The following is a 12,248-nucleotide window of genomic DNA, read 5'->3' as shown; positions in this document are numbered from 1 at the left end:
CGGCCTTTCGGAAGTCAGGATGCCCTGAGGGACGAGGTCATCGAAGCGACGGCGGCGGCATCCGCGCCGCGCAACCCGGCCAGGAGCCGCTCGACCGCCGATGCGGTGTCGTCGACGCACTTGTCGGCCAGGCCGCGTGCGGCGGCCTCGTGGCCGGTCCACCGTTCGCCTCCGTAGAGCAACAGTCCGGCGGGGCCGGGACCTACGATCCGGACGAGCCTTCGCACGAAGACCGGCTCGTAGGTGAGGCCGTTGCGCAACGCCGGAACGCCGAACCGGGCGGCCGGTGCACAGACCCGCACGTCGCAGGCCAACGCGAGGCTGCAGCCAGCGCCGAAGCACGGGCCGTCGATTTCCGCGAACTTCGGTGCCGCCAGGTCCATCAGCGCCACCACGGCCTCCTCGGCGAGCTCCCGGTAGCGCCGGACCAGCGCCGGATCCGGTTCGCCCAGCTCCGCCAGGTCACCGCCCGCGGAAAAGGACCCACCGGCCCCGCGCAGGACGACCGCGGTGATGCCGGGCGTCGTTTCCACCCACCTGACGTGCCGGAGCAGCGCCGCCCACATCGCCCCCGACATGGCGTTGCGCTTGCCGGGCCGGTCGATGGTGAGCCGGGCGACGCGGTCCACGACGTCCAGCCGCAGCTGCTCGGTCATCGCCCGACCACCCTGTCCCGCGCCATCGCCTGGATCTCCCGGTCGCCGAGGCCCAGTTCCGTCAGCAGGGCGACGGTGTCCTCGCCGAGCGCGGGGGCCTTCCGCCGGGCACGGGGAGCGCCGTCGGCGATGAGGGGAGTGTTCACGATGCGGTCGTGCCCGAACCGCCCGGCGTCGTCCGGAAACATCCCGCGGGCGGCGTACTGGGCGTCGTCCAGCATCTGCGGCACGGTGTTGACCGGTCCGCACGGCACCCCCGCCGTGCGCAGCCGCTCGATCCACACGTCTCGCGGCGCCGTCCGGAACCGCGCTTGGAGGAGCTCGGCGAGTTCCGCGCGGTGCACGAATCGCGCGTACTCGCCGTCGAAGCGGTCGTCGCCGGACAGGTCGATGTCCAGCACGGCGCAGAAAGCCGGCCAGGACCGCTCGGTGACACCGATCACGAGCACGGCGTCGTCGCCGCAGGTGAAGGCTTCGTACGGGGCCACGAGCCGGTGCGCGGTGCCCAGCGGCTCCGGCGCGTCCCCGGTCCCGACGGCGTCGGCCACCTCCCACAACGACCACCCGGCGATCGTGTCCGCGAGCGAGACGTCGATGTGGGATCCGCCGAGCCCGGCACGAGCCCGCAGCAGCGCCGCCAGCACCCCGATCGCGCCCCACATCCCGGTACCGAGGTCACCGATCGGGTAGCCGGCCTTCGCCAGCGTCCCGTCGGTGCTGCCCGTGACGCTCAGCAGCCCGCCGTAGGCCTGGGCGACCAGGTCGATGCCCTTCGCGTCCCGCAACGGCCCGAACTGCCCGAAGCCGGAGATCGAGCAGTACACCAGGTCCGGGCAGTCGCCTTTGAGGTCGTCGTAGGACAGGCCCTGGCGGGCGAGCGCGCCGACCCGGAAGTTCTCCACCAGGACGTCCGAGCGCGTCGCCAGCGCCTTGACGATGTCCCGGCCCCGCTCGGTCTTGATGTCGACCGCGAGGCTGCGCTTGTTGCGGTGGATCAGGTCGAACGGGAGCGGACGCCGCCGCGGCCCGACCAGCCGGCGCCGGAGCGGGTCGCCCGACACCGGCTCCACCTTGATGACCTCGGCGCCGAGGTCGGACAGGATCGTCGTGCAGTACGGGCCCGCCAGCGCCCCGGTGATGTCCAGGACCCGGGTGCCGCTGAGGAAGTGCGTGTTCGCATCAGGCACGGGACGGCTCCAAAGCGGTCTTCAGCACGGCGATCTCCTCCGTCAGCTGGCGCCGGCTGACCGCCGCGTCGCGGACGGCCGCGGACCCGTGGTAGGTGCCGGGAAACAGGTGCAGCTCGACCGAAACCCCTGCCGCCAGGAGTGCCTGCGCGTGCTCGATCGCCTCGTCACGCAGGGGATCGAACTCCGCGACGGAGACGTACGCCGGCGGCAGGTCCCTCAGGTCGGCGGCCCGGGCCGGCGCGGCGTAGGCCGGGACCGCGCCGGTCCCCCGGTCGAGCCGGCCCAGATACGCCGACCAGCACACCTCGACGTCACGCCGGGTCAGGGCCGGGGTGTCGGTGAACCGGCGGCCGCTGTCGGTCGTGAGCCGGTCGTCCAGGACCGGGGACGCGAGGAACAGCAACCGGATCGGCGGCCCGTTCCGGTCGCGAGCCAGAAGGGCCGCCGAAGCGGCGAGCGCACCACCGGCGCTGACGCCGTGCACGATCACCAGTGACGGGTCGATCGCCAGCTCGGCGGCCCGCTCGTGCAGCCAGGCCAGTCCACTGTAGACGTCCTCGGCGGGTACCGGGAACGGCCACTCGGGCGCCAGCCGGTAGTTCACCGACACCACGACGGCGCCGGTCTCACGCGCGATCTCCACGTTCCGGTGGTGGCTCATCCGCAGGTCGCCCAGGATGAAGCCGCCGCCGTGCACGTGGTAGATCGCGCCCCGCCTCGTGCGGCGTTCCGGGCGGTAGACGCGCAGGGCGACGGGCCGTCCGTCGGCGCCGGCGCACCAGCAGTCCTCCGTGGTCACGCCGTCGTCGGCGGAGCCGTCCGGGCGATCCGCGACGCGGTCCGCCATGGTCCGCCGGGCCGCCGCGACGTCGGTGCGATCGATGCGCGGCAGTGCCGCCGCCGACCGCACCAGCTCGGTGTCTATCCGGTACTTGCGCAAAGGTCCTCACTTCCGGACGGCCGCGGGAATGGTCGCGGCTCAACGGCTCCGCAGGTCCGTCGAGGCGAACGACCGCAGCAGCTTCGGGTCTTCGATCCAGATCTGGCGCCGGGAGCGGCGGATGGCGCCGGTGTCGCTGAGTTTCTTGAGCGCACGCGCGACCACCTCCCGCACCGATCCGATGGCCCTGGCGAGCTCGGTCTGGTCGGTCTGGACGAGCAGCCCGTTCACGGTCGGGGTGGCCATCTCCAGCAGGTGCCTGCTCAACCGCTGCTGGACCGACCCGAAGAGGTTGTCTTCGAGGTAGGCCACGGATTCATAGGTGGACTCCGCCAGGTAGACGGCGACCTGGTAGCAGAGCTCGGCCTTGGTGCGCATGAGGCGCCGGAACGTGTCCGGGTTCAACAGGGACACCTCGCACGGGGTCACCGCTTCCAGCGACGACGGCGCGCCGTCGGTGAGCATCGCCGGCACGGCGGTGATGTGGCCGGCGGTCAGGTACCGGGTGGTGACCTCACGGCCGTCCCAGGCGGTCACCTTGGCGCGCACCCGGCCGTGGTGGACGAGGGCGACCCGGTAGTCGCCCGGGTCGCCCCGGCAGATGAGCGCACCGGCGGGGTACGACACGACCCGGCTGCCCTGCAGCAGCGTGTCCCGGATTTCCGGGTCCTGGCCGGAAAGAAAGCTCTTCGACCACGCCGCCAACGCGGCGGCCGGGATGCCCGGCGCTGGTGAATCCATGCTCGCCTCCTCTCCTGGTCGCGGTCACGCGGCGGAGTCCGGCCGGTCGAGGCCGAACTGCGCGGTGCACCGCGACCTCGGGTCCCGTTCGGGCCAGGTGCCTGATTCGGCGCACTGCAGGAACCGGCGGGCGATGGCGTTGAACTGCCCGGGATCCTCGAGGTTCGGGACGTGCCCGCTGTGGGGGAGGACCTGCAGCCCGCACGAGCGCACGGTTCGCTTCAGCAGCAGCCCGGTCGACAGGCAGGCGTCGTCCTCGTCGCCGATGACGACGAGGAGGGGACGGGAGAACTCCTCCAGGTCACCCACCAGGTCGTGCAGCGGTGGCCGGCGACCCTGGACTTCGCGGATGGTGAGCGCCAGCCCTTCCGCGGAGTGCTCGGCGAACTGGTCGACGAACTCGCGCCACGCCGGCTCGTTGCGGATCTTGAGCTGGATCCGGCTCGGCCCTTCGGCGGCCTTGCGCCCGACGAAGGCGGCTCCGTGGGTGCGGAGCCGGTCCGACACCACGCCGATCTCCTCGAGATGGGCGGCGCGGGTCGCCGGGTCCGAACCCGATCCGACGCTGACAGCCATGACCGACTGTACCCGGGCCGGATGCCGCAGACCGAGCTGAAGCGCCGTGTACGCGCCCATCGACAGGCCGATGACGTGGGCGGATTCGACGCCCCGCGCGTCGAGCACGGCGATCGCGTCGTCGACGGCCCGCTGCCACGAGTAGGCCGACGGGTCCGTCGGGACGTCGGACGGCAGGTAGCCCCGCGCGGCGTAGGCGATGCACCGGTGCTCGTCCCGGAGCCCGGCGACCTGACGGGACCAGCTTCGGTGGTCGCCCGCGTATTCGTGCAGGAAGAGCACCGCGCTTCCGGTCCCGGTGTCGGTCACGTGCAGGCGGACGCCGTCGGATGTCACGACCGGGGGACACGTCGTCATGTCTGCTCCTCCTGGGCGGTGGGGCCGGCGATCCGGCTCATCGTCGCCAACCGGCGGCGAGCCCGTCTGTGACCCAGGTCCGGCGCCTCGGCGGCGAGATGCCCGGATCCAGGTCACAGTCTTGGCCGCCGTCCGGGCCGCAGACTTCGCACCATGCTGGTCCACATCGCCGACTCCGGGACGCCGCGGCTGCGCGCCGCCGACGACTTCGGCTCCTTGTCCGTCCGGGCCGAGGCGAGCGCGCCCGGCTGGGAAACGCTGTCGCGGACCCTGCGCGCCGCCGGCGCGGGCGAGGTGGCCGGTGCGCACGCCTGGCTCGACGTCGCCTGGTTGCGGGCGGCGGCCGGCGACCGCGACGCCGGCTGGCACGACCGGTTCGCGGCGATGCTCGGGCACGCCGAGGCACACGGCTGGCTCAGCGCCGATGGCCGCCGGGTCCGCGCGCACGTCGACTGGGGCCGAGCCGGACGAAAGGCAGACACGGAATGAGCAACAGCTTCGACGGCCGGACCGCCGTCGTGACCGGTGCCAGCCGCGGGATCGGGCTGGCGATCGCCGAGCGGCTGGTCGCGGCCGGTGCGCGCGTGGTGATCACCGCCCGCCGGAAGGCCGAACTCGACGAGGCCGTGGCGCGGCTCGGCGGCCCCGAGGTCGCGCTCGGTGTCGCCGGGAAGGCCGACGACACCGGGCACCAGGACGAGACGGTCCGGCTGGCCGTCGAACGGTTCGGCGGCCTCGACATGCTGGTCAACAACGCGGGCATCAACCCGTGGTACGGCCCGATGGTCGAGCTGGACCTCGTGCTGGCGCGCAAGATCGTCGAAGTCAACTGCCTCGCGGCGCTGTCCTGGGTGCAGCGGGCCCACCACGCCTGGCTGCGCGAGCACGGCGGCGCGGTCGTCAACGTCGCGTCGCACTCGGCGATCAAGCCCGAACCGGGTGTCGGGTTCTACGGCGCCAGCAAGGCCATGCTCGTCGCGATCACCAAGCTGCTCGCGGTGGAGCTCGGCCCGCGGATCCGGGTCAACGCGGTCGCCCCCGCGGTGGTGAAGACGCGGTTCTCCGCGGCGCTGTACGAGGGCCGTGAGGAGCAGGTGGCCGCGGCGTACCCGCTCAAGCGCCTGGGCGAGCCCGAGGACATCGGCAGCGCGGTCGCGTTCCTGCTTTCCGGGGACGCCGCTCTGATCACCGGCGAACTGCTGGTGGTCGACGGCGGGGTCACCCTGGGCGGGGCGGCCCGATGACGGTCGCGGGCCGGGGTGTCGTCGTCACCGGCGCGGCGGGCGGGATCGGCAAGGCGCTCGCGGCGCGCCTCGCGGCCGGGGGAGCCCGTGTCGTGGTGAACGACCTGGACCCGGCCGCGACGGCGGCCGTGGCCGAAGAGATCGGCGCCCGTGCCGTCCCGGGCGACGCCGCCTCCGCCGCCGGCGTTCGCGCGCTCGTGTCGGCCGCGCGGGAGCACCTCGGGCAGATCGACGCCTGGTTCGCGAACGCCGGTGTCGTGCGCGGCGGCGGCCTCGACGCGACCGACGCGGAGTGGGCGGCGAGCTGGGAGGTCAACACGATGGCGCACGTGCGGGCCGCCCGCGCGCTGCTGCCGGGGTGGCTGGCTCGCGGCGGCGGCCGGTTCGTGGTCACCGCCTCCGCCGCGGGACTGCTGACCGCGCTCGGCACGGCGCCGTACTCGGTGACCAAGCACGGCGCGGTCGCGTTCGCCGAGTGGCTGTCGGCCACCTACCGGCATCGCGGGATCGTCGTCCAGGCGGTCTGCCCGCAGGGCGTGCGGACCGGCATGCTCGCCTCGGCCGGGCCGCTGCGCGACGTCCTGGCCGCCGACGCCGTCGCGCCCGAAGAAGTGGCGGAGGCGACCTGGCAGGCACTGCACGACGACCGTTTCCTGATCTTGCCGCATCCGCGGGTGGCGGGGTTCTACCGGCAGCGCGCCACGGACACCGATCGGTGGCTCGACGGGATGAACAAGCTGCAACGGCACATCGAGGCCGCGGCCGGCCCCGCGGGGGAGGCCTGATGGGCCCCGCGGACCCGCCGGGCCTGGACCTGCGCCGGCTGGCGGACTGGCTGCCGGCGGTGCTGCCCGAGGCGGCGGGGCGGACGTTGTCGGCTCGCCTGATCGCCGGCGGCCGGTCGAACCTGACCTACGAGATCGGCGACGGCGAACGCCGCTGGGTGCTGCGCCGGCCACCGGTCGGGCACGTGCCGGCCGCCGCGCACGACGTGCGCCGCGAACACCGGGTGATGTCGGCCCTCGCGGGCACCGGCGTGCCGGTTCCGGCGACCTACGCGCTGTGCACGGACGACTCCGTGCTCGGCGCGCCCTTCTACCTCATGGAAAAGGTCGACGGGACGCCGTTCCGCGGCGCGGCGGAGCTGGCCCGGCTCGGTCCGGAGCGGGTCCGCGCGATCTCGGAGCACCTCGTCGACACCCTCGTCGCGTTGCACGCCGTCGATCCGGCCGAGGTGGGACTGGCGGACTTCGGCCGCGCGGACGGTTTCCTGCACCGGCAGGTGCGGCGCTGGAGCGACCGGCTGGAAGCGACGCGCGACCGTGCCCTGCCGGCGGCGGACGAGCTGCGCGTCCTCTTGGCGTCGAACGTGCCCGAGCAGTCCGCGCCGGGCATCGTGCACGGGGACTACCGCCTCGACAACGTGCTGATCGACGCCGCCGGCCGCCCGGCGGCGGTCATCGACTGGGAGATGGCGACCCTCGGCGATCCGCTGGCCGACCTCGCCCTGCTGATCGCCTACCAGCGGCTGAGCGGGGTCACCGGCGGCGATGTCGTCTCCGACGCCGCTTCGGCGCCGGGACACCTCACCGAGGACGAGGTGCTCAGCCGGTATCGCGCACGCGGCGGCCGCGACCCCCGGCACTTCGGGTTCCACCTCGGTCTCGCCGCGTACAAGCTCGCGGCGATCGCCGACGGCGTCCGGCACCGCCACCGGCACGGGCAGGCCGCGGGCGCCGGGGCCGGCCGGATGGGCGCGCTGGCCGAGCCGTTGCTGGAGATCGGGCTGACCGCCGTCAAGGAGGATCGCTGATGGACTTCGCTCACGACGCCCGGACCGAGGACCTGCGTGCCCGGCTGGCCGAATTCCTGCGCGACCACGTCCACCCGGCGGAGCCGGTGTTCGAACGGCAGCTGGCCGAGCTGCGCGATCGGTGGGCGTGGGACTCGGTGCCCGTCCTGGCCGAGCTGCGCGCGGCGGCACGCGAGCGCGGGCTGTGGAACCTGTTCCTGCCGGGGGAGCACGGCGCCGGCCTGACCAACCAGCAGTACGCGCCGCTGGCGGAGCTCACCGGCCGCAGCCCGCAGCTGGCGCCGGCCGCGCTGAACTGCGCGGCACCCGACACCGGCAACATGGAACTGCTGGCGCAGTTCGGCACCCGGGCGCAGCGGGAGCGGTGGCTCCGGCCGCTGCTGGCCGGGGAGATCCGCTCGGCGTTCGCGATGACCGAACCCGGTGTCGCGTCCTCCGACGCCACCAACATCGCCACGCGCATCGAGCGCGACGGGGACCACTACGTGCTCAACGGCCGCAAGTGGTGGATCACCGGGGCGATGAACCCGAACGCCGCGGTCATCGTCGTCATGGGCGAGACCGACCCGGACGCGGACCGGCACCACCGGCAGTCCATGATCCTGGTGCCGCGGGACACCCCGGGCCTCCACGTGGTCCGCGCCATGCGGGTCTTCGGCTACGACGACCACGAGCACGGCGGCCACGCCGAACTGCGTTTCGACGACGTCCGGGTGCCGACCGCCAACCTGATCGGCGGCGAAGGGGACGGCTTCGCCATCGCCCAGGCCCGGCTCGGGCCGGGCCGCATCCACCACTGCATGCGCGCGATCGGGGTGGCCGAACGCGCGCTCGAACTGCTGTGCGCACGGGCCCGCGAGCGGGTCGCGTTCGGCAAACCCCTGGCCGAACAGGGGGTCGTGCGCGACTGGATCGCCGAATCCCGCGTCAGGATCGAGCAGCTGCGCCTGCTCACGCTCAAGGCGGCGTGGCTCATGGACACGCGGGGCAACAAGGCCGCGCACACGGAGATCCAGGCCATCAAGATCGCCACCCCGCGCACCGTCGGGTGGATCGTCGACAAGGCGATCCAGGTGCACGGTGCCGCCGGCCTGTCCCAGGACTTCCCGCTGGCCTACGGCTCCGCGCTCGCCCGCGCGCTGCGGTTCGCCGACGGCCCCGACGAGGTCCACAAGACCGCGCTCGCCCGCGCCGAGCTGCGCGGACTCGCCCGATGAGCCGCCGGACCCAAGTCACAGTCTTCGGCACCGCGAGCGCGCAGACTCCTCGTACCGGACGCGACGGAGCCGGCCAGCGGGGCCGGCCACCGGAGGAACACCCGCCGCGACCTGTTGGAGGCATTGTGCAGACGCTCGACCTCGTGGACGCCGTCAGCGGCGTCGAGTTCGGCCCCGGTGTCCACCTCGACACCCGCTTCGCCGGCGACGGCCACCGGCTCGCCCTGGTTCTGCCCGGAGCCGAGCGGGCCGCGGAGGACGCCGCGTTCATCGAGGCCCTGGCCGAGGATTTCGCCGTCGTGGCGCCCAGCCACCCCGGCTTCGGCCGGTCGCCCCGGCCGGACTGGTGCACATCGGTCGGCGACCTCGCCGCGCTGTACCTCGGCTGGCTCGACCGGTCCGGGCACACCGACGTCACGCTCGTCGGCCTCCAGTTCGGCGGCTGGGTGGCCCTGGAGATGGCGGTGCGCGGCGGCGCGCGGATCTCCCGGCTGGCGCTCGTCGGCTCGGTGGGCGTCAAATTCGGCGGTCCGCTCGAGCGGGAGATCGCCGACGTCTTCGCGACCCCCCGGGCGGAGCTCGAGCGCTACCTCTACGCCGACGCGCGGTACCGGCTCGGCGACCTCGGGAAGGCACCGGAGGAAGACGTCTTCGAAGTGGCGCGCAACGAAGAAGCGCTCGCGACCTACGGGTGGGAGCCCTACCTGCACAACCCCGGGCTGGCCCGCGCGATCGAGGGCATCGCGGTGCCGACGTCGGTCATCTGGGGCGGCCGGGACGGCATCGTCAGCCCCGGCTACGGCTGCGGCATCGCCGAGCGGATTCCGCGGGCGCGGTTCGCGCAGATCGACCGGGCCGGGCACCGCGCCCAGGTCGAGTGCCCGGACGCGGTCGCGAAGCTGATCGCCGATCTCGCCGCCTGAGGCGAAGGACACAGGAAGGAAGCGTTCGGAAATGCAGTTCTGGCACTTCAGCGAGTGTGCGTACCCCGACCTGCCGGACCCGGAGACGTACGCCTCGGTCCGCGTCACCCTGCCGAACGGCGTCATCGATCCCGGCCGCGCAGCCGGGCTGTGGGACCGCTACATCCGCGAATGGGAGATCGCGGACGAATGCGGGTTGAACGTGATGGTCAACGAACACCACTCGACCGCCACGTGCATGAACTCCGCGGCGCCCGTGGTCGCCGGCGTGCTGGCGCGGGTCACCAGCCGGGCGCGGATCCTCATCCTCGGGAACCCGGTCGCGAACCGGCCCGACCCGGTCCGCATCGCCGAAGAGATGGCCCTGGTCGACCTGCTCAGCCACGGCCGCCTCGACGTCGGGTTCGTCCGCGGCGTGCAGTACGAGGTCGCCGCGACCAACGCCAAGCCGGTCCGGATGACCGAGCGCATGTGGGAGGCGATCGAGCTGATCACCCGGGCCTGGACCACGCACGACGGGCCGTTCAACTGGGAGGGCGAGTTCTTCCACCACCGCCAGGTGAACATCTGGCCGCGGCCGTACCAGCAGCCCAGCCCGCCGGTGTGGGTCACCGCCGTGAACCCGGCCAGCGTGCCGCGGATCGCCGACCACGGCTACCGGCTCGGGACGTTCCTGTCCGGGTTCGAGGGGACGCGGAAGGTCTTCCAGGCCTACCGCGACCGGTGCGCCGAAACCGGCAAGCCACAGCCGGGCGACGAACGGTTCGGGTACGCCGCGCTGGTCTACACCGGGAAAACCGACGAGGAGGGTTTCGAAGGCGCGCGGAAACTGCTGTGGTACCTGCACAGCAACAAGGTGACGCAGGAGTTCACCTACCCGCCCGGGTACATGCCGTACCCGGTGCGCGCCGCCGGCCTTCGTGGTGGCGCGGCTTCCGGCTCCGGCGCGCCGGCCTCGTCGCCGATCCCCGATCTGACCTCCCTGTCGGTGCGTGATCTCATCGACCGCGGCCTCCTGTTCGCGGGCAGCCCGAGCAGCGTCGCGGCGCAGATCGAACGGTTCCACGAGCACGTGGGCGGCTTCGGGCACCTGCTCCTGATGGGCCAGGCGGGCCACCTGGACCACGACGAGACGGCTCGCGGGATCCGGCGGTTCGCCGAGGACGTCGTGCCGGCGCTCGACCGCGTGACGGACCGCGTCGCGGTCTGATTCCCCCAGCACACCGAGATGATCGGAGGGACAACGATGTCTCAACCATCCTCCCTGGACGCGGAAAGCCCGCTGCCGGCGGCACCGGGAAGCCCGCACGGCAGACGTCTCGCGCGGCGGTCCATCGTCGCCGCCGGGACGGGCAACGCGCTCGAGTTCTACGACTTCGCGATCTTCGCGTCCTTGACCCCGGTCATCTCGAAGCTCTTCTTCCCGCCCGGCGACCCGATCGCCGCCGTGCTCTCGACGTTCGCCCTCTTCGGCGTCGGTTTCGTCATGCGGCCGGTCGGCGCCATCGTTTTCGGGCGGCTCGCGGACCGGCGGGGACGCAAGGTCCCGCTCGCGATCGCGGTGCTGATCATGGGACTGACGACGGTGCTCATCGGCGTCATGCCGACCTACCCGGCCGCGGGGATCACCGCACCGCTGCTGCTGTGCGTCGCCCGGCTGCTGCAGGGCCTTTCCGTGGGCGGCGAGTTCGGGACCTCGGCCAGTTTCCTCGTCGAGCACGCGCCCCGCGACCGCCGCGGCCGTTACGGAGCGTTCGCGTTCTTCTCGTCCACATTGGGCAGCGTGCTCGGCACCGTCGTGGTCCTGCTCCTGACGGTGTCGATGCCGCCCGCCACGCTGGAGGCCTGGGGCTGGCGGGTGCCGTTCCTGCTGGGCTTCCCGTTGCTGGCCATCGGTCTCTACCTGCGGTACCGCATCGCGGAGTCGCCGGAGTTCGAAGAGCTCAAGGCGGACGGCGCCCGCGCGAAGAGCCCGCTGCGCGCCCTGTTCAAGGACCACTGGCCGGGCTTCCTGACCGTGATCGGGATCTGCGTCGGCTTCAACATCGCGTCGTCGACGGTCCAGGCCTTCGTGCTGACCTACATCCGCAGCGTCGTCGGCCTGCCCGCGGCGCAGGCGCTCGGTACCGTGGTCATCGCCACCACGGTCGGGATCTTCCTCGTGCTCGCGTTCGGGTACCTGTCCGACCGCTACAGCCGGAAGGCGATCCTCGTCTTCGCGTGCGTCCTCACGGTGCTCCTGCCGGTCCCCGCCCTGCTCGTCATCGGGCTGAAGGGGTTCGGTGCGGCGCTGCTCGGGCAGCTGATCCTGTGGATCCCCGTCGCCGCGTTCGGTGGCGCCATCCCGGTGCTGTTCGCCGAGCTGTTTCCCACCCGGGTGCGCGTTTCCGGGTTCGGGATCGCCTACGGCTTCGGGTCCGCGCTCTTCGCCGGCACCGCGCCGTTCGTCGCGACGCTGCTGATCGAACTGTCGGGGAACAAGGTTTCCCCGGCCTGGTACGCGATGGCCGGCGGGGCGGTGACGCTGGTGGTCGTGATCACGTGCGTGGGCCGGGTCCGGTCCGCCGGAACGTCGGATCGGAGGGAGTGAG

13 protein-coding genes are annotated in these 12,248 nt (G+C 72.8%); 8 read left to right on the top strand and 5 right to left on the bottom strand.

The window, feature by feature from the left end:
- Positions 1-14: 14 nt before the first annotated feature.
- From BT341_RS32030 to BT341_RS32010, 5 genes are read right to left on the bottom strand one after another with little or no spacing between them, the layout of a single operon-like run.
- Positions 15-656, bottom strand: a complete 642-nt coding sequence (locus BT341_RS32030) for an enoyl-CoA hydratase/isomerase family protein (protein ID WP_072479811.1) — start codon at positions 654-656, stop codon at positions 15-17.
- Positions 653-1,843, bottom strand: a complete 1,191-nt coding sequence (locus BT341_RS32025) for a CaiB/BaiF CoA transferase family protein (RefSeq protein ID WP_072479810.1) — start codon at positions 1,841-1,843, stop codon at positions 653-655. The genes BT341_RS32030 and BT341_RS32025 overlap by 4 nt, the downstream gene beginning before the upstream one ends.
- Complete coding sequence (locus BT341_RS32020) at positions 1,836-2,786, bottom strand: alpha/beta hydrolase (RefSeq protein WP_245805181.1); 951 nt, start codon at positions 2,784-2,786, stop codon at positions 1,836-1,838. The genes BT341_RS32025 and BT341_RS32020 overlap by 8 nt, the downstream gene beginning before the upstream one ends.
- A gap of 39 nt (positions 2,787-2,825) precedes the next feature.
- Positions 2,826-3,527: a Crp/Fnr family transcriptional regulator gene (locus BT341_RS32015; RefSeq protein ID WP_072479809.1), complete on the bottom strand. Its 702-nt coding sequence runs from the start codon at positions 3,525-3,527 to the stop codon at positions 2,826-2,828.
- Positions 3,528-3,551: 24 nt separating this feature from the next.
- Positions 3,552-4,460, bottom strand: a complete 909-nt coding sequence (locus tag BT341_RS32010; protein WP_072479808.1) for an alpha/beta fold hydrolase — start codon at positions 4,458-4,460, stop codon at positions 3,552-3,554.
- Positions 4,461-4,613: 153 nt separating this feature from the next.
- Between BT341_RS32010 and BT341_RS45620 the strand changes: the two genes are divergently transcribed.
- The 8 genes from BT341_RS45620 to BT341_RS31970 all read left to right on the top strand — a co-directional run bounded on the left by BT341_RS45620 (position 4,614) and on the right by BT341_RS31970 (position 12,247).
- Positions 4,614-4,949, top strand: coding sequence for a hypothetical protein (locus BT341_RS45620; protein ID WP_072479807.1), 336 nt, complete (start codon positions 4,614-4,616; stop codon positions 4,947-4,949).
- On the top strand, positions 4,946-5,704 hold the full coding sequence (locus BT341_RS32000; RefSeq protein WP_072479806.1) for an SDR family oxidoreductase: 759 nt from the start codon (positions 4,946-4,948) through the stop codon (positions 5,702-5,704). The genes BT341_RS45620 and BT341_RS32000 overlap by 4 nt, the downstream gene beginning before the upstream one ends.
- Positions 5,701-6,489 carry an SDR family oxidoreductase gene (locus BT341_RS31995; RefSeq protein ID WP_072479805.1) on the top strand — a complete coding sequence of 263 codons (789 nt, stop codon included), beginning with the start codon at positions 5,701-5,703 and terminating at the stop codon, positions 6,487-6,489. The genes BT341_RS32000 and BT341_RS31995 overlap by 4 nt, the downstream gene beginning before the upstream one ends.
- Positions 6,489-7,517: a phosphotransferase family protein gene (locus BT341_RS31990; RefSeq protein ID WP_072479804.1), complete on the top strand. Its 1,029-nt coding sequence runs from the start codon at positions 6,489-6,491 to the stop codon at positions 7,515-7,517. Before BT341_RS31995 ends, BT341_RS31990 begins: the two co-directional genes overlap by 1 nt.
- Positions 7,517-8,734: an acyl-CoA dehydrogenase family protein gene (locus BT341_RS31985; protein WP_072479803.1), complete on the top strand. Its 1,218-nt coding sequence runs from the start codon at positions 7,517-7,519 to the stop codon at positions 8,732-8,734. Before BT341_RS31990 ends, BT341_RS31985 begins: the two co-directional genes overlap by 1 nt.
- A gap of 125 nt (positions 8,735-8,859) precedes the next feature.
- Entirely contained in the window at positions 8,860-9,657 is a 798-nt protein-coding gene (locus BT341_RS31980; RefSeq protein ID WP_072479802.1) for an alpha/beta fold hydrolase, read from the top strand.
- A 31-nt stretch (positions 9,658-9,688) separates the two neighbouring features.
- The gene (locus BT341_RS31975; protein WP_072479801.1) at positions 9,689-10,867 is read left to right on the top strand and encodes an LLM class flavin-dependent oxidoreductase; all 1,179 of its coding nucleotides are present in this window, start codon (positions 9,689-9,691) and stop codon (positions 10,865-10,867) included.
- A 36-nt stretch (positions 10,868-10,903) separates the two neighbouring features.
- Complete coding sequence (locus BT341_RS31970; RefSeq protein WP_084743064.1) at positions 10,904-12,247, top strand: MFS transporter; 1,344 nt, start codon at positions 10,904-10,906, stop codon at positions 12,245-12,247.
- Position 12,248: the final 1 nt, after the last annotated feature.

The organism is Amycolatopsis australiensis (assembly GCF_900119165.1).
Classification (GTDB): domain Bacteria; phylum Actinomycetota; class Actinomycetes; order Mycobacteriales; family Pseudonocardiaceae; genus Amycolatopsis; species Amycolatopsis australiensis.
This window is presented reverse-complemented; position numbering and strand designations above follow the sequence as displayed.

Excerpts from the sequence above, each read along its gene's own strand:
- BT341_RS31985 (WP_072479803.1), top strand. The coding sequence starts at position 7,517 with ATGGACTTCGCTCACGACGCCCGGACCGAGGACCTGCGTGCCCGGCTG.
- BT341_RS31975 (WP_072479801.1), top strand. The coding sequence starts at position 9,689 with ATGCAGTTCTGGCACTTCAGCGAGTGTGCGTACCCCGACCTGCCGGAC.
- BT341_RS31990 (WP_072479804.1), top strand. The coding sequence starts at position 6,489 with ATGGGCCCCGCGGACCCGCCGGGCCTGGACCTGCGCCGGCTGGCGGAC.
- BT341_RS31970 (WP_084743064.1), top strand. The coding sequence starts at position 10,904 with ATGTCTCAACCATCCTCCCTGGACGCGGAAAGCCCGCTGCCGGCGGCA.
- BT341_RS32010 (WP_072479808.1), bottom strand. The coding sequence starts at position 4,460 with ATGACGACGTGTCCCCCGGTCGTGACATCCGACGGCGTCCGCCTGCAC.
- BT341_RS32000 (WP_072479806.1), top strand. The coding sequence starts at position 4,946 with ATGAGCAACAGCTTCGACGGCCGGACCGCCGTCGTGACCGGTGCCAGC.
- BT341_RS32030 (WP_072479811.1), bottom strand. The coding sequence starts at position 656 with ATGACCGAGCAGCTGCGGCTGGACGTCGTGGACCGCGTCGCCCGGCTC.
- BT341_RS45620 (WP_072479807.1), top strand. The coding sequence starts at position 4,614 with ATGCTGGTCCACATCGCCGACTCCGGGACGCCGCGGCTGCGCGCCGCC.
- BT341_RS31995 (WP_072479805.1), top strand. The coding sequence starts at position 5,701 with ATGACGGTCGCGGGCCGGGGTGTCGTCGTCACCGGCGCGGCGGGCGGG.
- BT341_RS32015 (WP_072479809.1), bottom strand. The coding sequence starts at position 3,527 with ATGGATTCACCAGCGCCGGGCATCCCGGCCGCCGCGTTGGCGGCGTGG.